Origin of the sequence: Cryobacterium breve (assembly GCF_027594785.1) — a bacterium.
GTDB classification, from domain to species: domain Bacteria; phylum Actinomycetota; class Actinomycetes; order Actinomycetales; family Microbacteriaceae; genus Cryobacterium; species Cryobacterium breve_A.
Genome location: NZ_CP075584.1, coordinates 3,927,270 through 3,949,131, shown reverse-complemented (window position 1 = coordinate 3,949,131; position 21,862 = coordinate 3,927,270). Strand labels below are relative to the sequence as shown.

Annotated in this window: 18 protein-coding genes and 2 pseudogenes; 8 read left to right on the top strand and 12 right to left on the bottom strand. The window is 70.9% G+C overall.

The genetic code is table 11. The features are described 5' to 3' along the window. Positions 1-22 precede the first annotated feature (22 nt). Together pucL and KIV56_RS19250 are read left to right on the top strand one after the other, a co-directional pair. Positions 23-928: a factor-independent urate hydroxylase gene (gene pucL / locus KIV56_RS19255; RefSeq protein WP_281534681.1), complete on the top strand. Its 906-nt coding sequence runs from the start codon at positions 23-25 to the stop codon at positions 926-928. Between the two features lie 41 nt (positions 929-969). Continuing rightward, a complete protein-coding gene (locus KIV56_RS19250) occupies positions 970-2,436 on the top strand; it encodes an amidohydrolase family protein (RefSeq protein WP_281534680.1) in 1,467 nt (488 codons plus the stop codon). A 142-nt stretch (positions 2,437-2,578) separates the two neighbouring features. Here KIV56_RS19250 and KIV56_RS19245 read toward each other — a convergent pair whose 3' ends face one another. Continuing rightward, positions 2,579-2,956: a hypothetical protein gene (locus tag KIV56_RS19245; RefSeq protein ID WP_281534679.1), complete on the bottom strand. Its 378-nt coding sequence runs from the start codon at positions 2,954-2,956 to the stop codon at positions 2,579-2,581. 296 nt (positions 2,957-3,252) lie between these two features. Next, entirely contained in the window at positions 3,253-4,248 is a 996-nt protein-coding gene (uraD, locus tag KIV56_RS20740) for a 2-oxo-4-hydroxy-4-carboxy-5-ureidoimidazoline decarboxylase (protein WP_432432579.1), read from the bottom strand. Between the two features lie 64 nt (positions 4,249-4,312). Between uraD and KIV56_RS19230 the strand changes: the two genes are divergently transcribed. After that, positions 4,313-4,960, top strand: a complete 648-nt coding sequence (locus KIV56_RS19230) for a nucleotidyltransferase family protein (protein ID WP_281534678.1) — start codon at positions 4,313-4,315, stop codon at positions 4,958-4,960. A 90-nt stretch (positions 4,961-5,050) separates the two neighbouring features. Here the strand turns inward: KIV56_RS19230 and KIV56_RS19225 are convergent, their stop codons facing one another. The 4 genes from KIV56_RS19225 to KIV56_RS20040 all read right to left on the bottom strand — a co-directional run bounded on the left by KIV56_RS19225 (position 5,051) and on the right by KIV56_RS20040 (position 10,143). Next, positions 5,051-6,376: an allantoate amidohydrolase gene (locus KIV56_RS19225; protein ID WP_281534677.1), complete on the bottom strand. Its 1,326-nt coding sequence runs from the start codon at positions 6,374-6,376 to the stop codon at positions 5,051-5,053. Beyond that, positions 6,373-7,713: a pyridoxal-phosphate-dependent aminotransferase family protein gene (locus KIV56_RS19220; protein ID WP_432432578.1), complete on the bottom strand. Its 1,341-nt coding sequence runs from the start codon at positions 7,711-7,713 to the stop codon at positions 6,373-6,375. The genes KIV56_RS19225 and KIV56_RS19220 overlap by 4 nt, the downstream gene beginning before the upstream one ends. 77 nt (positions 7,714-7,790) lie before the next feature. Beyond that, a complete protein-coding gene (locus KIV56_RS19215; protein ID WP_281534676.1) occupies positions 7,791-9,518 on the bottom strand; it encodes an AtzH-like domain-containing protein in 1,728 nt (575 codons plus the stop codon). Further along, positions 9,511-10,143, bottom strand: coding sequence for an acetamidase/formamidase family protein (locus tag KIV56_RS20040; RefSeq protein WP_348648430.1), 633 nt, complete (start codon positions 10,141-10,143; stop codon positions 9,511-9,513). The genes KIV56_RS19215 and KIV56_RS20040 overlap by 8 nt, the downstream gene beginning before the upstream one ends. A gap of 50 nt (positions 10,144-10,193) precedes the next feature. Between KIV56_RS20040 and KIV56_RS20035 the strand changes: the two genes are divergently transcribed. The 4 genes and pseudogenes from KIV56_RS20035 to KIV56_RS19195 all read left to right on the top strand — a co-directional run bounded on the left by KIV56_RS20035 (position 10,194) and on the right by KIV56_RS19195 (position 12,387). Beyond that, a complete protein-coding gene (locus KIV56_RS20035) occupies positions 10,194-10,511 on the top strand; it encodes a hypothetical protein (protein ID WP_348648429.1) in 318 nt (105 codons plus the stop codon). A gap of 284 nt (positions 10,512-10,795) precedes the next feature. Next, entirely contained in the window at positions 10,796-11,503 is a 708-nt protein-coding gene (locus KIV56_RS19205; protein WP_281534675.1) for a YoaK family protein, read from the top strand. 50 nt (positions 11,504-11,553) lie between these two features. After that, positions 11,554-11,823: pseudogene (gene clpS / locus KIV56_RS19200) on the top strand (ATP-dependent Clp protease adapter ClpS); the annotation flags it as partial. 15 nt (positions 11,824-11,838) lie between these two features. Next, a complete protein-coding gene (locus KIV56_RS19195; protein ID WP_281536228.1) occupies positions 11,839-12,387 on the top strand; it encodes a DUF2017 family protein in 549 nt (182 codons plus the stop codon). A gap of 232 nt (positions 12,388-12,619) precedes the next feature. Here KIV56_RS19195 and KIV56_RS19190 read toward each other — a convergent pair whose 3' ends face one another. Both KIV56_RS19190 and KIV56_RS19185 read right to left on the bottom strand, forming a co-directional pair. After that, positions 12,620-13,957 (bottom strand): glycosyltransferase, encoded by a 1,338-nt coding sequence (locus KIV56_RS19190; protein ID WP_281534674.1) that lies wholly within the window; start codon positions 13,955-13,957, stop codon positions 12,620-12,622. Further along, positions 13,954-16,344: a glycosyltransferase gene (locus KIV56_RS19185; protein WP_281534673.1), complete on the bottom strand. Its 2,391-nt coding sequence runs from the start codon at positions 16,342-16,344 to the stop codon at positions 13,954-13,956. The genes KIV56_RS19190 and KIV56_RS19185 overlap by 4 nt, the downstream gene beginning before the upstream one ends. A 224-nt stretch (positions 16,345-16,568) precedes the next feature. Between KIV56_RS19185 and KIV56_RS19180 the strand changes: the two are divergent. After that, a pseudogene (locus KIV56_RS19180) lies at positions 16,569-18,885 on the top strand (FdhF/YdeP family oxidoreductase). Here KIV56_RS19180 and KIV56_RS19175 read toward each other — a convergent pair. From KIV56_RS19175 to moaA, 4 genes are read right to left on the bottom strand one after another with little or no spacing between them, the layout of a single operon-like run. After that, positions 18,882-19,346: a MarR family winged helix-turn-helix transcriptional regulator gene (locus KIV56_RS19175; RefSeq protein WP_281536227.1), complete on the bottom strand. Its 465-nt coding sequence runs from the start codon at positions 19,344-19,346 to the stop codon at positions 18,882-18,884. The pseudogene KIV56_RS19180 and the gene KIV56_RS19175 sit on opposite strands and share 4 nt — an antisense overlap. Further along, positions 19,346-19,795 carry an SRPBCC family protein gene (locus KIV56_RS19170; protein WP_281534672.1) on the bottom strand — a complete coding sequence of 150 codons (450 nt, stop codon included), beginning with the start codon at positions 19,793-19,795 and terminating at the stop codon, positions 19,346-19,348. The genes KIV56_RS19175 and KIV56_RS19170 overlap by 1 nt, the downstream gene beginning before the upstream one ends. A 58-nt stretch (positions 19,796-19,853) precedes the next feature. Continuing rightward, on the bottom strand, positions 19,854-20,783 hold the full coding sequence (gene fdhD, locus KIV56_RS19165; protein WP_281534671.1) for a formate dehydrogenase accessory sulfurtransferase FdhD: 930 nt from the start codon (positions 20,781-20,783) through the stop codon (positions 19,854-19,856). Positions 20,784-20,792: 9 nt separating this feature from the next. After that, positions 20,793-21,839 (bottom strand): GTP 3',8-cyclase MoaA, encoded by a 1,047-nt coding sequence (moaA, locus tag KIV56_RS19160; protein WP_281534670.1) that lies wholly within the window; start codon positions 21,837-21,839, stop codon positions 20,793-20,795. Between the last annotated feature and the right edge of the window lie 23 nt (positions 21,840-21,862).

Sequence of the window (21,862 nt, the reverse complement as noted above, 5' to 3'; positions counted from 1 at the left end):
CCTCCAGAAGGAGCACCACCCGATGTCGATCGTTCTCGGACCCAACCGGTATGGCAAAGCGGAAAACCGGGTTGTGCGCATCTACCGCGACTCGCCCCGGCACGAGATCCACGACATCAGCGTGTCGACCGCGCTGCGCGGAGACTTCGCGCGGGCGCACCTCGCGGGCGACCAGCTGAACGTTCTGCCGACGGATACCCAGAAGCAGACCGCATACTCCTTCGCGAAAGAGAAGGGGCTGCTCTCGATCGAGAGCTACGGCCTCGACCTCGCCTCCCACTTCGTCGACACGGTCGAGCCCGTGCACACCGCCCGGGTCGAGATCGAGGAGTTCGCCTGGCAACGGGTGCTCGTCGACGGCAGCGAGCACAACCACACCTGGGTGCGGCGTGGCCAGGAGGTGCGCACCGCGGCGATCACGGTCGAGGGCATGGGCGCGGACCGGCGCACCTGGGTGATCGGCGGGCTCAAGGACCTCGTGATCCTCAAGTCGACGGGCTCCGAGTTCGCCGGTTTCATGCAGGACCCGTACACGCTCCTGCAGCCGACCTCCGACCGGGTGATGGCGACCTCGCTCACCGCCGGCTGGCGTTTTTCGACGACGGATGTCGACTGGGAAGCCACCTACGCCGGCATCAAACAGGTGCTCGTCAGCCAGTTCGCGACCGTGCACTCCCTCGCCCTGCAGCAGACCCTCTACGAGATGGGCCGGGCCGTGCTCGAGGCGTTCCCCGTTGTCGCCGAGGTGCGCCTGTCCGCCCCGAACAAGCATCATTTCCTCTACGACCTCTCCCCCTTCGGCGTGGCCAACAACAACGAGGTCTACCACGCGGCCGACCGCCCGTACGGCCTGATCCAGGCGACCGTGCTGCACGACGACGCCGCGGATGCAGGTACCGCCTGGGACTCCTACACCGGGCTCGTCTAGGTGGTCAGGTTCGTTGCGGGTCCGCCCGTACGATGGCTGTGATGAGCACCTCCGCGCCGGCGTCTGCGGCCACCCCAGCCCCGTCATCCGTTCCCACGCCGACCGTCCACGTCTATCGCGGCCACGTCTTCCACATCGCGGGATCCCCGGTCGTCGCCGACGCCCGGGAGCACCTCGTGTCCCTGCCCGACGGCGCCCTCGTCACCGGTGCGGACGGCAGGATCGCCTGGGTCGGGCCGTTCGCCGAGCTCCCGGCCGGCTTCCGCGACCACCCGGTGACCGACAACCGCGGCGGCTTCATCCTGCCCGGCTTCGTCGACACCCACCTGCACTACCCGCAGACCTACTCGACCGACGCCTACGGCGGCGGGCAGCTGCTCGAGTGGCTCGACAACTGCGTGTTTCCCGCCGAGACCCGGCTGCGGGACCCCGAGTTCGCGGCGCGCATCGCCCGGGACTTCACCCGGCGCCGGGTCGCGGCCGGCACCACGAGCGCCCTCGTTTTCGGGTCAGCCTTCCCGCACGCCCAGGACGCCCTCTTCGCCGAGAGCCAGGCCGCCGGGCTCCGCCTGGTCAGTGGTCGCGGGGTGCAGACCGTCGGGTCGGGCCCTGCCGGCGCTCTCCTGACCGGTGAGGCCGAGGCCCTCGACCTGATCGGGGCCGAGATCGACCGCTGGCACGCCGTCGACACCGGCGACCCCGCGACGGCGCTGCTGCAGGTCGCGGTCGTGCCCCGGTTCAGTCTCTCGGTGACGCCGACGACCCTCGCCGGCCTCGGCGAGCTCTACGACGACGCGCGCGAGCGCGGCGTGTACTTCCACTCGCACCTCAACGAGAACAACCGGCCCGGCACCGGCGAGATCGACGCCGTGAAGGCGGTGTACGGGGTCGACACCTACCTCGACACCTACGACGGGCTGTTTCTGCCGGGGTCGAAGCGGGGCGGGTCGAGCCTGCTCGGGCGGCGCAGCATCCTCGCCCACGCGGTGCACTGCGAGGATGCCGAGCTCGCCCGCCTCGCGGAGTCCGGCACCTCGGTCGCGCACTGCCCGACCTCGCAGCAGTTCCTCGGCTCCGGCACGATGCCGTGGCTGCGGACGACCTCTTTCGGCGTGAACGTCGCAATCGGCTCGGACATCGGCGCCGGCGACGAGTGGCTGATCTCCCGCGTGCTCAACGACTGCTTCAAGGTGCACCTGTCGGAGCCGGGCGACGCCGGGCTCTCGCTCGACCCGGCCGCGCTGCTCTTCACCGGCACGCTCGCGGGCGCCCGCGCCCTCGACATGGAGGCCCGGTTCGGCAACTTCGACGTGGGCAAGGACGCCGACTTCCTGCTCATCGAACCGGACCGCTGGGAACCGCTTGCGACCGTGCTGAACCGAGGCATCCGGGCGGACGACGAGCGGATGGCCACGGACCAGACCCTCTTCGCCCTGCTGCTCGCGCTCCGCCAGCCCGCGATCACGGGAGTGTTCGTGCAAGGCCGCCGCGTGCTCGCCCCCGAGTAGCGCGGCCTCGCCCGCCGGCTCCGTCCCGGCCGCAGGCAACTGTCGCCGTTGCGGACAACTGTTCCCCGTGCGCCGGCAACAGTTGTCCGCATCGGCAACAGTTGATGCCGGCGGTGGCCGGGCCACACGCGGATGCCGTGGGTCAGGGCTCGGGGTGCTCCTTCTCGAGGGCATTCGCGAGCGCGATCGAGAACGCGGCAGCGAGGACTACGAAGCGGAGAGTCAGCGACATGTCTTGGTGGCCGGTCACGAGCATCCCGATCACATCGAAGCCCGAGAGCGTCAGCGCGACCATACCAACGCCGGCGAACGCGCGGCTCGCCAGGCTCCGGTCGTTGGCGTCCCGATACTCGAAATTACTGATCCGCAGCTGTTCGGATGCCCGGGGACTGCGGGCGTACCTGGCCACTCCGACCCAGATCACGGCGAAGCCGAGCAGCACTGCGGCTCCGACCAGATTGCCGAGCACCGCCGCCACGACGGTCGCGATGAGGAATGCCACGCTGATCAGTGAATTCACAGGCGATATTGGCAGGCGATCTCGGATCGTCGACACGAATGGCTCCTCAACGATGGTGCGGGTCGGACGCCCATTGGCGGGCGATGGCGAGAGCGAGCGGCAGAGCTGGGTAACTCACGCAGTATGGCACGCGCTCGGTTGCCGCAGCCGGACAACTGTGGCCGCTCCGGACATCTGTTGCCCGTGTGCCGGCACCAGTTGTCCGCATCGGCCACAGTTCCCGCGCGCGATCGCGTCGGTGACCGTTGCCGGGTGCGTCTGCTGCGCGGGCGGATGCCGCGAGCCGGCCGCCCTGGTCAGCTGCCGCGGTATGTCGAGTAGGCGAAGGGGCTGAGCAACAGCGGCACGTGGTAGTGCGCGGCCGGGTCGGTCAGGTCGATCGTCACCGAGACTTCGGGGTACAGGGTCGGCTGGCCGGTGCCGGCGAAGTAGCGCCCGGTGTCGAAGGTGAGGCGGTACCGGCCCGCGGGGAGATCGGCCGGGCCGAGCGCGGAGACCCGGCCGTCGGCATCCGTGCCGGCGCTCGCGAGCACGTGCCAGCCGGACTCAAGTCGCTGCTCGAGCTCGACGGGAACGTCGGCGGCGGGCCGGCCGGACACGGCGTCGAGCACGTGGGTCGTGATGCGGCTTCGGGGAGTCGCGATCGGGGCGTCTGTCGCGGCGACCGAAACGGCCGCTGGAGTTGTCGTGTTGCCGGCGGCCGCCGTCGCGGCGACGACGTCGGCGACGACGCTCGCGACAAGGCCTTCGGAGTCAGGCGAGTCGGGGGCCCCTGCCCGGGTGGCCCGCTCGGCGGCGAGACGCTCCGCGACGGTTCCGGCGAGTGTGGCCAGCCGGAGCAGGGCGATGTCGCGCAGTTCGGTGCCGACGATCTTCAACTCGGCGGCGTCGTCGAGCGCGAGGCGCCGGTGCAGTTCGGCGAGGATCTCGGTGCGCGACCGGCCGGCGGCGCGGATGAGGAAGACCCGGCCGAAGCGTTCCTCGTACGCCCGGTTGCCTTCGGCAATCGCCGCGGCGAGGGTGGAGTCTGCGGCGTCGGCGGAGGACTGCTCGCTGCGGGAGAACCGCGCGGCCTGCGAGTCTCCCCGCGGGGTCTCGCCGATCCGCGGGTGCGCGGACAGCGCTTCGTCGATCTCGCTACGGCTGAGCGGTGTCGCGGCCGTACGGGCGGCGGCGAGCAGGGCGGCCGCCGACTCGAACGGCGACTGCGAGGCGACCTCATCGACCCAGCGGGGTACGGCCAGGCAGGTCAGGAGCGCCTCGCGAAGCTCAGGTGTCGACATCCTCTTCATGGCAGTTCTCCTCGTCCTGCTCCAGCCTAGAGTGCCCGTGGCGACAGCGCATACGATGGCGGGCATGGTGAATACAGACGCAGCGCGCGACCGGGCGGATGCGGGGAAAGCCCCGGTCGCGGGGCTTGTGCTGGCCGCGGGGGCCGGTTCCCGGTTCGGGCAGCCGAAGGCGCTCGTGCTCGGGGCCGACGGTGTGCCGTGGCTCGTGCGGACGGTCGGCGTGCTCCGCGCGGCTGGTTGCTCACCCGTCATCGTCGTGCTCGGAGCCGAGGGTGCCGCGGCCGCAGCGCTGCTCGCCGAGGCGGGCCCGACCGACCCGACGACGGTCGTCGCGTATGCCGCCGACTGGGCCGAGGGGCTCTCGGCCTCCCTCCGCACGGGGCTCGAGGCGGCGCTCGGCGTCGCCGGTGACCCCGTCGCCGTCGCGGTCGTTCCCGTCGACGTCCCCGACCTCGACGCCGCGACGGTGGCGCGGGTGCTCGACGCTGACGCTGGCGTGACCCCGGACAGCCTGAGGCAGGCCGTTTTCGCCGGCCGGCCGGGGCATCCGGTGCTGATCGGGCGCACGCACTGGGAACCGCTGCGGGCGCAACTCACGGGCGACACCGGGGCGCGTCCCTATCTGCTCGCGCACGGCGTGCTCCCGGTCGAATGCGGCGACCTCACGACGGGCGCCGACGTCGACACCCTCCCCGGCGTGCCCGAGTCATAACTCCTGCAAATTCCGGGCCCGCCGACACGAACGCCCGGAAACACGGGTCACCGCAGGGCCTGTTGCGCGAGCCCTCAGAATGTGAAGGAGTTATGCCGATGAGACGGCCGGGTAGCCTGCGGCGAGGGCTCGGACGGCGGCTTCGAGAGCGTCAACGGCGAGAGCGACGTCGGCCGCGGTCACCGACTCGTCCGGGTGGTGGCTGATCCCGCCGGCACAGCGTACAAAGAGCATGCCGACGTCGGTGATCGCGGCGATCGCCATCGCGTCGTGACCGGCGATCGAGGGCAGCTCGCGCGGGGCCGGCTCGGTCGGTTCCTCCGCGCCGGAGTCCGACCCGACCTCGCCTTGCCGTGCCGCGACCGCTTCGGTCGAGCGGATGCCGGCCGCAATCGCCGCACGCAACCGCGGTGCGCAGGCCACGGCGGCCGCCTCGTGCACCTGGTTGCTGTCGAGGTGGAGGACGCGGGTGGCGCAGATGTCGGTGAGGGCGGCCTCGATCAGGGTCCAGCCCCGATCGCGGTCGGCGTCGTCCGGCGCGCGCAGGTCGAGGCTGAACTCGACCTTCCCTGGGATGACGTTGACGGCGTCCGGAAACACCTTCAGGTGTCCGACGGTCGCGGTGAGGCCCTCGGTGCGGGCGATGCGCTCGATCGTCGTGATGCACTCGGCAGCACCGGCGAGGGCGTCGCGGCGACGGGACCACGGGGTCCCGGAGTGCCCGGCGGCCCCGGTGACCGTCAACAGGAAGCGGCGGGCACCGGCGATTCCAGTGACGACGCCGAGGGCACGGTTCTCCTCCTCGAGCACGGGTCCCTGTTCGATATGGGCCTCGAGGTAGCCGACGAGCTCCTGGGGCGCGCGGGCGGCGTCGCCGACCTTGGCAGGGTCGAGGCCGAAGGCGAGGAATGCCTCGCGCAGGCTCACGCCGCCCTCGTCACGGAGGTCCCACCAGGACTCGAGCCAGGTGCCGGCCACGGCCCGGCTGCCGAGCAGGGTGGTGCCGAAGCGGGTGCCCTCCTCGTCGCCGAATGCCGCGATCTCGAGGGCGAACGGCAGCGGGCGTCCAGAGGCGGCGATCCGCCCGGCGACGGTGATGGCCACGAGCACACCGAGGATGCCGTCGTAGCGTCCCGCCGCGCGCACAGTGTCGAGGTGCGAGCCGAGCAGCAGGGCCGGGAGCCCGCGGGTGCGGCCGGAGAGCCGTGCGCACTGGTTCCCGGCGGCATCCTGCCAGGTGGTGAGACCCGCTGCGGTCATCCAGCCGGCGACCCGGTAGTTGACGGCGGCGTGCTCCGCCGAGAGGTAGGTCCGCTCGATCCCCTCAGTGAGGGACGAGTGCCGGGCGAGCGCGTCGCACCGGGCCAGGATCACGGCCGCGTCGGCATCCGACACGCTCGGCACCGCGGTCGTCATGAGAGCACCACGGCATCGTCGGTCGCGGCAGCGACGCGATCCGCGTCGACAGCGGCAGTCCCGGCAGGCGGCTCGGCAGCGGCGTCACGGTCGGCGTCGGCGTACAGGTCCCAGGCCGCGCCGACTCCCCCGCCGCCGGTGACGGATGCCCCCGCGCGCCGCAGCACCTGTTCGAGCGCCGCGAGGGTGGTCAGCACGGTGTCCTTGCGGGCGTTGTAGCCCATCACGCCGATCCGCCAGACCTTGCCGTGCAGCGGACCGAAGGAGGTGCCGATCTCGATGCCGAAGTCGTCGAGGAGCGTGCCGCGCACCGCGTCGCCGTTGACGCCGTCGGGAATCAAGACCGCGACGACGTTGTTCATCCGGTGGGCCGGGTCGCCGAAGACGGAGAGTCCCAGCCCGTGCACTCCCGCGAGCATCGCCGAGCCGTGCAGCCGGTGCCGGGCGACGGCGTTCTCCATGCCCTCGTCGACGAGGAGGCGCGCGCACTCCCTGGCGCCGTACAGGGCGGTCGTGGCCTCGGTGTGGTGGTTGAGCCTGCGGGGACCCCAGTAGTCGAAGAGCATCGCGAGGTCGAAATAGTTCGAGCGGATCCGGTTGGACAGCACCGCGTCCCCGGGCTCGCGGATGCCAGCCTCGATGCTCCGGCGGGATTCGATCACCTCGACGGCGCGGGCCGAGAAGGTGGCCGGCGCGGAACCGGACGGCCCGGCGAGGCACTTCTGCAGGCCGGCGGTCACGGCGTCGAGACCCCAGGCATCCGCTTCGAAGGTGTTGCCGGCGAGCGAGGCTGTCACGTCGGTGTAGAAGAGCACGCCGTGCCGGGCGCAGATGTCGCCGAGCTCGTCGAGCGGCTGGGCGAGGGTCGTCGAGGTGTCGCCGTGGACGATCGCAAGCAGCGTCGGCCGGGTCTCGATGATCGCCTGTTCGATCGCGGCCGGTGTGAAGACGGTGCCCCACGGCACCTCTCGAACGTGGACCTCTGCGCCGACCCGTTCGGCGATCTCGCGGAGCAGGTGCCCGAAACGCCCGAAGATGGGCACGAGCACCCGGTCGCCCGGCTGGATCAGCGAGACGAGGGCGGCTTCGATCCCGGCGCGCGCGGTGCCGTCGATCACGAGGGTCTGTTGATTGCCGGTGCGGAATACGTCGCGGTACAGGCCCATCGTTTCGGTCATATACCCGGTCATCGCCGGATCGTACTGGCCGACGAGTTGGGCGGACATGGCGCGCAGCACCCGTGGGTCCGCGTTGATCGGCCCCGGCCCCATCAGCAGGCGCTGCGGCGGGTTGATCGGAAGGCTCGGAACGGTTGTCGACTGCAGCGGATACGTCACACGACCAGCTTAGGCACGCAGCGTTTCGGTGGTGTTACTCCTGCCCCATCCACGAGTTAGTCAGGGATTCCGTTGGCTCAGCCCTCGAGCCCCTCCGCGAGCCCTGCGGCCAGGTCGAGGAGGGCGAGGTCGGAGTAACGCGGTCCGACGAGGCTGAGCCCCAGCGGCGCGCCGCCGACGACGAGTCCGGGCATGGACACCGACGGGTAGCCGCCGATTCCGGCCAGGCAGGTCATCGAGAGCGTCGCGGCACGGACCCGTTCGATCTGGGCGCCCGATGCGCTCCTCGCGGGCGCGGTCGACGAAGCCGCGGGGAGCAACAGGATCCGGCCGTCGAGCGCGGCGTCGAGCCGGTCCCTGGCCTCGGCGAGATCGCCCCGGTGACCGGCCTCCTCGTCAGCGTCGATGAGTGAGGCGAAGGCGAACCGGGACCGCACATCGGGGCCGAGTGTGCCCGGATGGGCGTCGACCCAGTCCCCGTGGCTGCGCCAGGCCTCGGCGGCCTGCACGGTGCGGAAGGTCTCGAAGAGGTCGGCGAGGGGGTCGATCGTGATGATGTCGACCGGTTCCGGCAGGTATCCGCCGCGCTCGAGGCGGTCGATCGCCTCGACGAAAGCGGCCTGCACGTCCTCTTCCGCCGCGAACACCAGCTGCCCGCAGACGACGAACCGCGCGGCAACGGGCAGTTGCCGCTCAGGGTCGAGCGAGGTGGCCGCCGCCGACACGAGCAGTCCCGACGTCCTGGCGAGCCAGCCGACGGTGTCGAACGAGGGCGCGAGCGGGAGAACACCCCCGAGGCTCACCGACCCGTGGCTCGTCCTCAGCCCCCAGAGGCCCTGGTAGGAGGCGGGAACCCGGATCGACCCTGCGGTGTCGGTCGCGAGGCCGAGGTCCGCCTGCCCGAGGGCGACCGCTGCGGCAGGGCCGCTCGACGAGCCGCCCGGCAGCCCGCCGGGGACCCGCGGATTCGGCGGGGTCCCCGAGTGCACGTTGGTCCCGGCGATGCTGTACGCGAATTCGTCGGTCTGGGCGATGCCGATCACGCTCGCACCGGCCCCGAGGAGTGCCGTCACCGCCGGGGCGCTCTCGGTCGCAGCGGTGCCGCTTCGCAGATAGTCGGGGTTGCCGGCTCCGACTGCGAATCCGGCCACCTCGAAGAGGTCCTTGACCGCGACCCGCACGCCCGAGAGTGCTCCACCGCTCGCGCCGGCGAGCAGCGGCGTTCCGACGACCCGCCAGATGCTCGGGTCGACCGCGGGTGCGGATGCCGCGACCTGCGCGGCCTCGATCTGCCAGCCGGCCGCGGTTCGGCTCCAGAGTTGCGTCACGACTCCGGCCCCGCCGGCCACGGGCGCGTTCTCCGCGACGATCAGGGCGTGCTCTGTCCCGATGGCCCGCACGTGCAGCGAGCGGATGCCGCGGCGCACGACCCCGGGGCGGGAGGCGCGGAATCCGGCGATCGCCTCGCTCCCGACGAGCAGCCCGGTCGCATCGCCGCGGAGCGTGTGCGGCCCGGGCACGAAGAACCCGGCGAGCGCCTCGTGGTCATTGGCAGCGAGCGCGTCCTCGTAGGCCTCGAAGGCGGCGAGCAGTCCGTCCGGAAGCTCCCCCGTGATGGAGGTGGGCCGAAGCGGCGGCGCGGCAGCCGGGAGCGCGGTGTCTGCAAGCGCTACGGCCGGAAATGCGGCGTCCGCGGGCGTCACGGCCGGGAGTGCGGCGTCCGCAGGCGTGGCTGCGGGGACAGCGGCCGGGACGAGCGAACCAGTCTCCGGGGCGGTGAGCGGCCGGGTCGTCTGCTCAGGCACCGAAGTCCGCCGTCCGGATGCGGGCGTGCACGCCCGTGACCCTGTCGACGACCTGGGAGATGTTGAAGTCGGTCGCCGCACTCAGGTAGGCGTACGCGAGGGTCGGGTCCATGCCGTATCGCGCCCCGAGCAGGGCGATCGCGGCGCGCACACAGGCGCGCATCGCTTCGTCGAGGTCGGGGTCGAGCCCGGTCGGCACGAGGAACTCGCCCGTCTCGGCGAGCGGACCGGTCAGGTCGCCGAAGAGCGCCGCCGCCTCGTCCGCCGGAATGACGTCGAAGCGGATGCGCACCCGCAGGCTGGCCTCGAGTGCGGTCAGCGCCACCTCGCCGTCGCCCTGCGCGAAGTGCGGATCGCCCACGTAGGCGAGCGCGCCCGGCACCTGGACGGGCAGGTACAGCGCGCTGCCGACGGTGAGCAGGCTGATGTCGAGGTTGCCGCCGTGCGCGCCGGGCGGGACGGAGTGCGGCCGGGTGTCCCCCGCGACGCCGACGCCCATGATGCCGAGGAACGGGTCGAGCGGGAAGCGCACGACCCGGTCGCCGCCGGGAACCAGCGGGAGGGTGCCGAAGAGCGCCCCGGCAGCCGTCCCGAAGTCGGGATCGGTGTCGACCTCGGTGAACACGGAGACCGTTCCCGGTCCGACGGGGTACTCGCCGGGCCGGGCCCCCGGCCGTGGCGACTCGAGATGACGCCGTAGGGCACCCGGGGAGTCGCCTCGAGCAGGGTCATCCGGAGCAGGTCGCCCGGGAGAGCCCCACGCACCTCGATCGGTCCGGTCACGACGTGTGGGCCGTCCGCCTCAGCATCCCGCGGGTAGTCGCTCGCGGCGAGCGCGACGGCGTCCGTCAGGACATCGCCCGCTGCGACGCCGTGGCCGCCGAAGAAGGCGAGCGGGTCCCTGCCCTGGTCCTCGAGCAGTCCCTCGTGGCTGAGAGTGTCGATCGTGACGACGTCACCCGATCCGATCGAGAGCACCGCGGTATCCGCTGAACAGGGCAGGCGCCCCCAGAGCACGGTCTCCGGGGTGGCCGGCAGGTAGTGCCCGGGCGCGATGCTCCCCATGCCGGGCTGTAGTACGACGTACGACATGGGAGCCTTCCAGGTGCGCGGAAACAAGACGTGGTGCTTCACACTATTGGTGCCTCGCGCTCGAGGCTATCTCCCGTTTGCGTGCCATTCGGCCAGCCGGTACGTTTCAGGTCACTGTTGACACGATCGACATGAGTTTTACCTCCAGGAAACATACGCAGCAGTCACCGTCCCGAAGGATCACCGTGCTCGAGAAGCTCCGCCGCCATCCCGCGAACCTGCACCTCGGCCTCATGCTCGCGCTGACGTTCTCGACCGGTCTGGCGGATGCCGTCGGGTACCTCGGCCTCGACAAGGTGTTCACCGGCAACATGACGGGAAACGTCGTCATCCTCGGAATGGCCCTCGCCGGCGCGAGCAACCTGCCCGTGCTCGGCCCGCTGCTCGCCCTGTTCACCTTCATGCTCGGCGCCGCCATCGGCGGACGGGTGCTGCGGCCCGTCGCGATCGGCTGGACGACCCACGCGACGGTGCTGTTCGCGGTGCAGGGTGCGATCATGGCCGGACTGGCGGTGGCCCTGTTCCTCGGCGGCGGGCATCCGCCGCAGCCCTTCGACCTGGCGATCACGAGCCTCCTCGCGGCGATGATGGGACTCCAGGCCGGCGTCGCCCGGCACATCGGGGTCAAGGACGTCACGACGGTGGTCGTGACCTCGACGATCACGGGACTGGCCGCCGACTCGCGGCTCGGCGGCGGCAAGGGCCAGCCGTGGTTCCGCCGGGTGGCCGCGATCCTGCTGATCTGCGCGGGCGCCTTCGTGGGAGCCCTCCTTCTCACGGTGCACATCGGCTGGGGCGTCGCCCTGTCTGCCGTGATCACGCTCGTCGTCGCGGCGCTCGGGCACGCGGCCGGGCGCCCGCACCACGCGCTCGAAAACAGACCGGGTGTATGAGTTTCCGGCCACGGTGGCGGGAAGGACCCCCGGCATGTCAGGCTTAACCGGTGCCGAAGACTTTTGAAAAATCGGACCTGCGTGAAGCCGTCTCCCTCGACCGCCCCTGGGTCACCATTGTGTGGGACGACCCGGTCAACCTGATGTCCTATGTGTCCTACGTGTTCCGCAGCTACTTCGGGGTCGCCGCAGAGGAAGCCGAACGCCTGATGCTGCGGGTGCACAACTCCGGCAAGGCGGTCGTCGCAACCGGGAACCGCGAGTCGATGGAACGCCACGTCGAGGCGATGCACGACTTCGGGCTCTGGGCCACCCTCTCCCCGCGGGGACTCCTGATGCTCTTCACCCGGGACCCGGCCGGAACGGTGTCCGCGAGCTTCGAATCCGTCGAGCTCGGGCTGCTCAGGCTCGCCGCGAGCCAGCTGATCGAGCTCCTGCTCGCCGCGGAGACACACGCCCTCGGGACCAGCGCCGACCCGGCCCTCCGCCGCCTGCTTCCCGACGCCTACCCTGACGACGCCGAGGCGTCCGCCGAATTCCGCCGTTTCACCTCGGGAGACCTCCTCGACCGCAAACTGGGCAACGCCCGCGTGGTGCTCGCGACGCTCGGCGAGGAGCCGCTCGACGAGATCGCCGACGAGCCCCTCGAACCCCTCCTGGACGACCGCTTCGAGGTCGCGCCGACGCCGATCGCGCTCGACGCCGTCGGCGTGCAGTCGTGGCTGCGCACGCTCACCGACCTGAGGCTCACCCTCGCCGAGCGCCTCCAGATGTCCCCGGACGGCGAACAGCACCTCGACGCCGACGAGGCTCCGCTACTCAGCAGCATCTACGAGTGGCTCGGCATGGTGCAGGAGTCCCTCGTCTACGCCATCGACCGCTGAGCCCCAGCCGCAGACCCGGGCGCTGAGTCCCGGGGGCAGCATCCCGGGGGCAGCATCCGCACTCTCGCGCAAAGTCGGAGATTTTCGCGACACGCTGGTGTCCAGCCAGCGGATGCGGCGAGTCGCGAAATTCTCCGACGTTACGCGCGTCACCAGTCGCCTGTCGCCCCGAAGCCGCGAGCACAGGGGCGGGAGCACAGGGGCGGGAGTCCGACGTGCGAAAGCGGCGCGATCAGCCCGCTGCCGGGATCGCCGCGAGCGCCGTCAGCGCCTCGTAGGCCCGGCGCGGGCCTGCACCGCCCCGCAGCGAGGTGCTGAGCGCGTCGAGCCGCGCCCGGTCTGCTGCCGCGAGCGCGAGCACCGACCGGAGCGCGTCGAGGAGTTCCGCCGCCGACGCCGTGTTGGGTGCGAGCGAGAGCCCGAACCCGGCCGCCTCGACGGCTTCTGCCCCGGCGAACTGGTCGGTCGAGAACGGGAGCACGAGCAGCGGCACCCCGGCGGTCATCGCCTCGGTCACGCTGTTGTTGCCGCCGTGCGTCACGGCGACCGCCGCGGCATCGAGCAGGGCCACCTGCGGCAGGAAGCCGCGCACGAGCCAGGAGTCCGGGATCTCCCCCAGGTCAGCGGGATCGGTCGACCCCGTCGCGAGGGCGACCCTGACGGAGAGCCCGCGGAGGGCATCCGTGACGCGGGCGAGCACGTCGCCGCGCACCGACAGGAAGCTCCCGAAGCTCACGTAGACGAGCGGGCGGTCGTCGGAGGCCGCGCGTGACGCGGCGAGCCAGGCCTCGACCTCGGGATCGCGGGCCTCGGCGCGCACCGCCGACCCGAGGAACACGTGCTCCTGAAGCAGCGCCGTCCGGGCGGGCGCGTGCAGTTCGGCCGGATAGTTGAGCATCAGCACGTCGCCGGATTCGGTGAAGGCGTCGCGGCTCGGCTCGGCCGCCGGGTCGAGTTCGAGGAGGGCGGCGTTCCACTGGGCGGTGAAGGTGTCGCGCACCGCCTCGCAGGTGCTGAGCAGCCCGGCGAGGTCGTCGGGCTCCGGCGAGAACGCGTCGGGCCAGGCGGACGGGAAGCCGTAGACCTCCTCGCCGACCGGCAGGGCGGTCGGGTGCCCGAGCACGACGTCGGCGTGGCGGATGCCGGCGCTCACCAAGGCGAGGCGGGCGCTGAAGGCGAGGTGGTCGACGATGATCTGGTCCGGGCGCACCTCGGCGACGATGCGCTGCACCTCGCGGGCGATCTCGACCGGGTTCCAGAGCAGGTCGTTGCTGCGTGCCTCGGCCTGGAACTGCAGGGTCTGCACGAGTCCGAGCCTCGTCGCGGCGAAGAAACCCCGGAGGGCGTCGTCCTCACCGCTCGGCTGCTGTTCCGCCCGGATCGTTCCGGGGTTCGAGCCTCGGCCGAGCTGCAGGTTCACCCGCTCGAAGCCGAACTCGGCGACGATTCCGGCCGTCGCGGGGCCGCTCGCGACGACGACCCGTTCCCCGGCGGCCTGCCAGGCCGTGCCGAGGGTCGCGAGCGGGAACAGGTGCGAGGCGTAGTCGGGGCTGATGATGAGCAGGGTCATGAGGCGCTCAGCGTCCAGGTCGAGGCGAGTCCCCGGCCGTAGCCGTTCGCCGCCTCCGCCCGGAGGCGCTCGTGCGCTTCGGCGACGTCGCGGTAGACCCCGGAGAGGGTCGTGGCCATCGCCTGGATCGTGAAGGATCCGGAGACCATGGCCATGGCGCGCTCGGCGAACTCGGGGCCGAAGGGCCCGGCTGCGAGCTCGAGGGCCTCACGCACTCCCCCGGCGAGATCGGCCGGATTCCCGGTGTCGACCAGGAACCCGGTCACGCCCTGCTCGACGTAGGTGGCCGGTCCCCCGCCGTTCGGAGCGACCACGGTGAGGCCCGCGGCCATCGCCTCGAGGAGCGCGATGCCGAACTCCTCCTTCATGCTCGCGCAGACGTACACGCCATTGGCCGCGGCGAGGCCGGTGCGGCCGAGGCGAGTGGCGGCGAGCCAGCGGGCGACGGTGTCGTTCGAGCGGTGGCCGGCAATCAGGAGACCGGCGTGGGCGGCCTCGCCGAGCGGGACAGCGGCGTGGATCCTTCCGAGCTGTTCGGCCTCGTCGGGAGTGGGGTTCGCGAGGTCGCCTCCGACGATCAGGAGGTTGCAGGCGGCACGGAGCGCAGGGTCGGCCGCCCAGGCTTCGACGAGGGTCGCCATGCCCTTGACACGATGCAGCCGCCCGACCGTGATCGCGAGCGGCAGTGCGCGGCGCTCGGGCGGGAGGGTTGCGAGGAGATCGTCGAGCTGGCCGAGGGCGACGGCGCCCTCGACGCTCATCTGCGCGGGGGCCACGGACGCGGGCACGGCGGCGGCGTCGGGCAGGGGTTCGGCATACGCCGCGGCCACGGCGGCCTCCGCCGGAGTGCCGTCGCTCGCCCTGGCGTCGACGAGCGACGCCTCGATCACGGCGATGTCGATGCCCTCTGCCACGATCGAGTGCCGTTCCGGGTGCTGCGTCACGTCGATGCCGACGAGCTCACGCAGGTCACGCTCGAGGTCGGGACGGGGGAAGAGAACCGTGTGGGCGGCATCCGCTGCGAGGCGCTGCACGAGCCGGACCCGGAACCAGAAGTGTTCGCCCGCATCGACCGTGCCGAACGTGGCGCGGGTGAGGGCGCCGGCGGACTCGAGCGAGCGGATGAGGCTGTGCGGGTCTGGCGCGACGGTGAACACGACCGGGATGTCGAGTTCCCTCGCGACCGTCGACGCGGCGAGGGTGCCGACGTCCGCCATCCGCAGGTGGATCGCGTCGACCGGGCCCGCGGCGCGGAGCACCCGGCGGATGCCGCGCTGGGTCGCGATCCGGCGCGACCAGGCGTCTGCGGAGGCGACGGGCTCGCCGAGGAACGGGACCGTCGCGAAGGCGTGGCCGGACAGTGTCGACGCCACCTCGGGCAGGCAGTCGAGTGCGGAGGCGAAGCCGCCGCGGGAGAGGGTGAGTACCCGGCCGACATCGCCGGCAGCACTGTCGGCATCGCTGGCGGCGTGGCCAGCGACGAGTGCGTCCCCGAGCCGGACGAGAAGGGTCGCGATGCCGCCGTTGTCGCCGGAGCCGACCCGGGTCAGCGCTCCGTCGATGTCGGCGTGCAGGAACAGCTGGGCGACGGTCGTTCCGCTGCTCCACGGTGCCCGCGGGTAGCTCGGCACGGTCAGGTCGATCACGGCGAGCCTGGCGACCTCGGCGAGGACCCCGCTTCCGGCGGCCAGGCCGGTGACGATCCGGAGGCCGGTGTCCCCGGAACCGACCCCGGAGCCGATCCCTGTTCCGATTCCCGTGCCGGCGCCCGAGAGGGAGCCGGGGGCGGCATCGGCGAGGCCCCGGTCGCCGATCGCGGCGATCGCCGCAGCCCGCACCTCGGTCGCCTCGGCCGGGTCGACGGCGATCTGGAAGAGCATGCGTTCCGGGATGCGCCCCGAGATCTGGCCGATGGTTTCGACCAGTCGGGAACGGGCGCCCGGCTCGGTGACTCCGAGCAGAGCGCCCTCGACAGCGAGGGCGACGGGACCCGCGACGGCCGCGCTCCATTGTTCGAGGGTGCGCTGGGCGATCATCCCGGCGAAACCGCCGTCGATGACCATCCCGAGGAGAGGCGCGACCGCGTCGAAGCGCGGCAGGCGGGCGCTGAAGGCCCAGGCGGCGTGCTCGCGGAGGAAAAGCTGCTCATGCCCGAGGAGGGAGACGAGGACCTCGTCGGCGGTCTCGTCGAAGACCTGGGCGAGGGCGTGCACGGCGGCGATCGCGGTGACCTGGTCTGCGGGATCGACGGCGGCGTCGGCGAGCAGGCGAACGGCTCGGCTGCCGCCGTCCCGGCTCGCGGCGACCGTGAGGTCGTCGGCGGCCATGATCGTGGCGAGGATCGAGTCCGCGTTCCGGAGTGAATCCAGTGTGCTCTGTGTTCCCATGGTCGAACTCCCTGTCTGCCGGGGATGCCGCGGCTGGTGTCGGCCGATGGGCCGAGAATGACCCGGTGGGTCGGGACAAAAGCCCCGTCATGATTCAACGCCACTTTTCTGGTTGCCGCGCCCGTCAGGGCTGGGAATCACCCGAGAGGACGCCGCATGGTTCACAGACCCTCCGGCGGCGGCCGTTGTGCCGGTGCGCAGTCAAAAGGAGCATCATGGATTTCATGACACGTCACGCCCCGATCCAGGACATCAACGAAGACTCCCTCGTCGTGAAGAAGCCGAAGACCAGCGCGGCGGGCCTCGAAGCCGTCGTCGTCGCGCTCGAGCGCGGCGTCGCCCAGGCCGGGATCGGCCGCACCACCCGGGCCCTGCTCCGACTCAACCAGCGCGACGGGACCGACTGCCCCGGTTGCGCCTGGCCGGAATCGCAGGGTCACCGCAAGACCGCCGAATTCTGCGAGAACGGCGCGAAGGCCGTCGCGGAGGAGAGCACCGTACGCCAGGTGACGCCCGCATTCTGGGCGGAGCACTCCATCGCCGAACTCGCGACCAAGACCGAGTACTGGCTCGGCAACCAGGGCCGCATCACGCACCCCGTCGTCATCCGCCCCGGCGACACGCACTACTCGCAGATCTCCTGGAACGACGCGTTCGAGCTGATCGGCGAGCAGATCCGCGCGACGACCCCCGACCGCACCGTCTTCTACACGTCTGGCCGCACCGCGAACGAGTCCGCGTTCCTCTACCAGCTGTTCGCCCGCTCGATCGGCACGAACAACCTGCCGGACTGCTCGAACATGTGCCACGAGTCCTCCGGCTCGGCGATGAACGCGACGATCGGCATCGGCAAAGGCACCGTCTCCCTCGAGGACATCCACCACGCCGAACTCATCCTCGTCGTCGGCCAGAACCCCGGCACCAACCACCCCAGGATGCTGTCCGCACTCAAGGAGTGCAAGGACAACGGCGGGAAGGTGGTCGCGGTCAACCCCCTGCCCGAGGCCGGGCTGTTCAACTTCAGGGACCCGCAGTCCGTCTCCGGCCTGATCGGTGACGGCACCGCGCTCGCCGACGAATACCTGCAGATCAAGGTCGGCGGGGACCTCGCCCTGTTCCAGGCCCTCGGCCACCTGCTCCTCGAGGAGGAGAAGCGGGTGCCCGGCTCCGTCGTCGACCAGGCCTTCGTCGACGCCAACACGCAGGGACTGGAGGAGTACCGGGCAGCGCGCGGCGAGATCGACTGGGAGGAAACCGAGAAGGCGACCGGGCTCTCCCGGCTGCAGATCGCCGTCGTCGCGAGCATGCTCGTGGCGTCGAAGGCCACGATCATCTGCTGGGCGCTCGGACTGACCCAGCAGCCGCACTCGGTCAACACGCTCAAGGAGATCATCAACCTGCTCCTGCTGCAGGGCAACTTCGGCAAGCCGGGCGCCGGCGCCTGCCCGGTACGCGGGCACTCGAATGTTCAGGGCGACCGCACGATGGGCGTCTGGGAGAAGCCGAAGGAGGCCTTCCTCGCAGCGGTCGACACCGAGTTCGGCATCGTGTCGCCCCGCGAGCACGGCCTCGACTCCGTGGCGACGGTCGAGGCCTTCGAGAACGAGGACGTCGACGTGTTCGTGTCTCTCGGCGGCAACTTCGCCCTCGCCTGCTCGGACACCGCCAAGCTCGAGGCCGCGATGCAGCGGGTCGGGCTCACGGTGCACATCTCCACGAAGCCGAACCGCTCGCACGTGATGCACGGACGCACCTCGCTGATCCTGCCGACCCTCGGTCGCACCGACACCGACGACAAGCACCCCGGCGGCCGCCAGGTGCTGTCCGTCGAGGACTCGATGTCGGTCGTGCGCACGACGCAGGGTCGCCTCGACCCGGTGTCGGAGCATCTGCTCGCCGAACCGGTCATCGTCGCCCGGATGGCGAGCGCGACCCTCGGCGCCGACCACCCGGTCGACTGGAAGGCGATGAGCGAGGACTACGACCTCATCCGCGACCACATCTCCCGCGTCGTGCCCGGGTTCACCGACTTCAACCGGAGGCTGAAGACGAAGAACGGGTTCGTACTGCCGAACCCGCCCCGCGACACCCGCAGCTTCGCGACCGACATCGGCCGCGCGCGGTTCACGGTCAGCCCCCTCGAGTACCTGACCCCGCCGGCCGGGCACCTCATCCTGCAGACCATCCGCAGCCACGACCAGTACAACACCACGTTCTACGGCCTCGACGACCGCTACCGCGGCATCTCGAACGGGCGCAGGGTCATCCTGATCAACAAGGACGACGTCGTCGAGCTCGGCTTCCACGACCGCGACCTCGTCGACGTCATCAGCACCTTCCCGCGGTGAGGAACGCCGCGCGGATGAGTTCCGGCTCGTGGTCTACCCGACCCCGCGCGGCTGCGCAGCTGCGTACTTCCCCGAGGCGAACGCGCTCATGCACCGCGAACTCGTCGCCCGCGAGTCGAACACCCCCGGCTACAAGGCCATGGCCGTGCGTTTCACCGCCCACGAGCCCGCCCCGGTCCCGACGAAAGGTTAGGACGCGGGGCCGAGCACCACGCGGAGCATGCCGGTGAAGGCCGCTCGCTCGGCGCCGAGCGGGGCGAAGAAGCGTCGGTCGACCGCTTCGACGGCCGCGTTCGCGCGGGCGGCAAGCTCGGCTCCCGCCGGTGTCGCCCGGAGGGCCTTTGCCCGGGCATCCGTCGGGTGACCCCGCCGTTCCACGAGGTTCTTCCGTTCCAGGGTGCGCAACACCTGGGACGTCATCATCGGGTCCGTGCCGGCGTGGCGCGAGAGCTCGCGCTGGGTGGTCGGCCCGTCGGCGTCGAGCCACGCGAGCGAGGCGAGCAAGACGAACTGCACGTGTGTCAGGTCGAACGGCCGGAGTGCGGCCCGCTGGGCCGCCTGCCAGGCGTTGGTGACGCGCCACAGCATCAGTCCGGTGCTGTCCTCCGCGGACGCGAACTCGCTTTCGAGCCCGTTCTCCTCGGCGTCCGGCATCAACGCGCAGGGTCTGCAGGGTCTGCAGGCTCCGCGGATGCCTCGGCGAGCGCGAACAGCCCGGCCATCGCCTCAGGGAAGTCCGCACTGATCTCCGGGCCGAGCCCCGGCCCGATCTCGTCAGCGTCCTGCCCGGTGATGACGAGTTCGTGGGTGACCCGCGTGCCGCCGTCGCGGGGTGTGAACGAGTGCCGGAACGTCAGCACGACGTCGCCGAATGTGGTCTCGTCGGCATACCGTTCGTTCGGGGCCAGTTCGATGATGCGGGATCGGAACGTGTCCTGCCCGACCGGAGTCACGCTCAACTCCGTGCCGACGGTGAACGCCCCGTCCATCTCGAAGACGTCCCCGCCCGCGGCCGCGGCGACCCCGGTGTGGATGTCCCGGAACGCCGCCCAGACCGCGGCCGGTGTGGCGCTGGTGTCTGCCGTGTACTCAGTTCTCCACATGAGGTGACCTCTCGTTCGCAGCTGCCCCGCGAATCGAAGCAGTTAGTATGCGCACATACTAATTCGGCGCTACGGAACCGGCAAGGGCCGCTGGGGCAGAACTCGCAGGACTCGCAGCACCCTCGGCACCGGCGACATCGTCCGCTGCGCGCCCGCCACCGCCGGTGATCCGTTCGGCGCCCGCGTAGATCACCATGGAGTCGCCGCGCAGGAAGCCGACGAGGGTCATGCCCACGTCCGTTGCGAGTTCCGCTGCGAGCGAGGACGGCGCGGAGACCGCGGCCAGCATCGGGATGCCGGCCATCGCGGCCTTCTGGACGAGTTCGAAACTCGCCCGGCCGGAGACCTGGAGAACGGTTCCACGCAGCGGCAGCCGGTTCTCCTTGACCGCCCAGCCGATCACCTTGTCGACGGCGTTGTGGCGCCCGACGTCCTCGCGCAGCACAAGCAGTTCCCCCGTGACGGCGTCGAAGAGCCCGGCCGCATGCAGGCCGCCGGTCTTCTCGAAGACGGTCTGGCCGGCCCGGAGCACGTCCGGGAATGTGGTGAGGAGTTCGGCGTCGAGGAGGACGGGGTCGTCTGAGACGGTGAAGGCCGACCGGGTGCGCACGGCGTCGATATTCGCCTTCCCGCAGAGACCGCACGCGCTCGTGGTGAGGAAATTCCGTTCCAGGCTCGGGTCGGGGGCGGCGACGCCGGGCGCAAGGCTCACGTCGAGAACGTTGTAGGTGTTCTCACCGTCAACGGTGGCGCCGGCGCAGTAGCGCGCCGCGAAGAAATGCTCGCCGCGGCTGATCACGCCCTCGGAGACCAGGAAGCCCGCGGCCAGGTCATAGTCGTTGCCGGGTGTGCGCATCGTCACCGCGAGCGACGTGCCGTTCACGCGGATCTCGAGCGGCTCCTCGACGGCGAGCACGTCTTCCCTGGTGGTCCTGCGGCCGCCGACGGTGAGCCGGACAACCTTTCGTCGTGCCGTGATTCGTGTCATTGTTGCTGGTCACCCTCCGATGTACGACATCTCGATCTTCTTCTTGCCGGATGCCCGCAGCTCGCTCGTCTTCGCGCTCCGCAGGTCCGAGTACCGGTCGGTCCGCTCTCGCCAGATCGACGCCATGGCCGCGGACAGCTCGTCGTCCGTGGCGCCGCCGCGGAGGAGCGCACGCAGGTCGTGTCCCTCCGTCGCGAACAGGCACGTGAAGAGCTTGCCGTCTGTCGACACCCGGGCGCGCGAACAGGTCGAGCAGAACGACTGCGTCACGCTCGAGATCACTCCGATCTCCCCGCTGCCGTCGCGGTAGCGCCAGCGCGCTGAGGTCTCCCCGGTGTAGTTCGGGGCGACCTCCTCGAGGGGCAGTTCGGCGCCGATCCGGGCGATGACCTCGCTGGAGGGCACGACGGCACCCATCTCCCAGCCGTTGCTCGACCCGACGTCCATGAATTCGATGAAGCGGAGGATGACCGGGGTGCCCTGGAAGTGCCGCGCCATCGCGACGATGTCCCCGTCGTTCTGGCCGCGCTTGACGACCATGTTGACCTTGACCGGGCCGAGCCCGACGTTCGAGGCGACCTCGATGCCGTGCAGGACCTTCGCGACCGGGAAGTTCACGTCGTTCATGGCCCGGAAGGTCGCGTCGTCGAGGGAGTCGAGGGACACCGTGACCCGGCGGAGCCCCGCGTCCTTCAGTGCCTGCGCCTTGACCGCGAGTGCTGAGCCGTTGGTGGTCAGGGCGATGTCGATGGGCCGGCCGTCCGGGGTGCGGAGCGCCGAGAGCTGGGCGACGAGGTCTTCGAGGCCGCGACGCAGCAGCGGCTCCCCGCCGGTCAGCCGGATCTTGCCGACCCCGTGCGCGACGCTCACCCGGGCGAGCCGGGTGATCTCCTCGAAGGTGAGCAATTCGTCCCGCTCCATGAAGGCGAAGTCACGGCCGAAGACCTCCTTCGGCATGCAGTACACACAGCGGAAGTTGCACCGGTCCGTGACCGAGATCCGCAGGTCGTGCAGCGGCCGGCCACGGGTGTCCGTGAGTGTCGGGTTTCCGGTCATACGCTCCACCCTAATCTTCGCTC

Coding starts and splice junctions, on each gene's coding strand:
- KIV56_RS19190 (WP_281534674.1), bottom strand. CDS start 13,957: ATGACCCTGCTCATCATCAGCCCCGACTACGCCTCGCACCTGTTCCCG.
- KIV56_RS19225 (WP_281534677.1), bottom strand. CDS start 6,376: ATGACGACCGCGGTGCCGAGCGTGTCGGATGCCGACGCGGCCGTGATC.
- KIV56_RS19250 (WP_281534680.1), top strand. CDS start 970: ATGAGCACCTCCGCGCCGGCGTCTGCGGCCACCCCAGCCCCGTCATCC.
- moaA (WP_281534670.1), bottom strand. CDS start 21,839: ATGACCGGAAACCCGACACTCACGGACACCCGTGGCCGGCCGCTGCAC.
- KIV56_RS19195 (WP_281536228.1), top strand. CDS start 11,839: ATGCTCTTCACCCGGGACCCGGCCGGAACGGTGTCCGCGAGCTTCGAA.
- uraD (WP_432432579.1), bottom strand. CDS start 4,248: ATGAAGAGGATGTCGACACCTGAGCTTCGCGAGGCGCTCCTGACCTGC.
- KIV56_RS19175 (WP_281536227.1), bottom strand. CDS start 19,346: ATGCCGGACGCCGAGGAGAACGGGCTCGAAAGCGAGTTCGCGTCCGCG.
- KIV56_RS19185 (WP_281534673.1), bottom strand. CDS start 16,344: ATGGGAACACAGAGCACACTGGATTCACTCCGGAACGCGGACTCGATC.
- pucL (WP_281534681.1), top strand. CDS start 23: ATGTCGATCGTTCTCGGACCCAACCGGTATGGCAAAGCGGAAAACCGG.
- KIV56_RS19170 (WP_281534672.1), bottom strand. CDS start 19,795: ATGTGGAGAACTGAGTACACGGCAGACACCAGCGCCACACCGGCCGCG.
- KIV56_RS19230 (WP_281534678.1), top strand. CDS start 4,313: ATGGTGAATACAGACGCAGCGCGCGACCGGGCGGATGCGGGGAAAGCC.
- fdhD (WP_281534671.1), bottom strand. CDS start 20,783: ATGACACGAATCACGGCACGACGAAAGGTTGTCCGGCTCACCGTCGGC.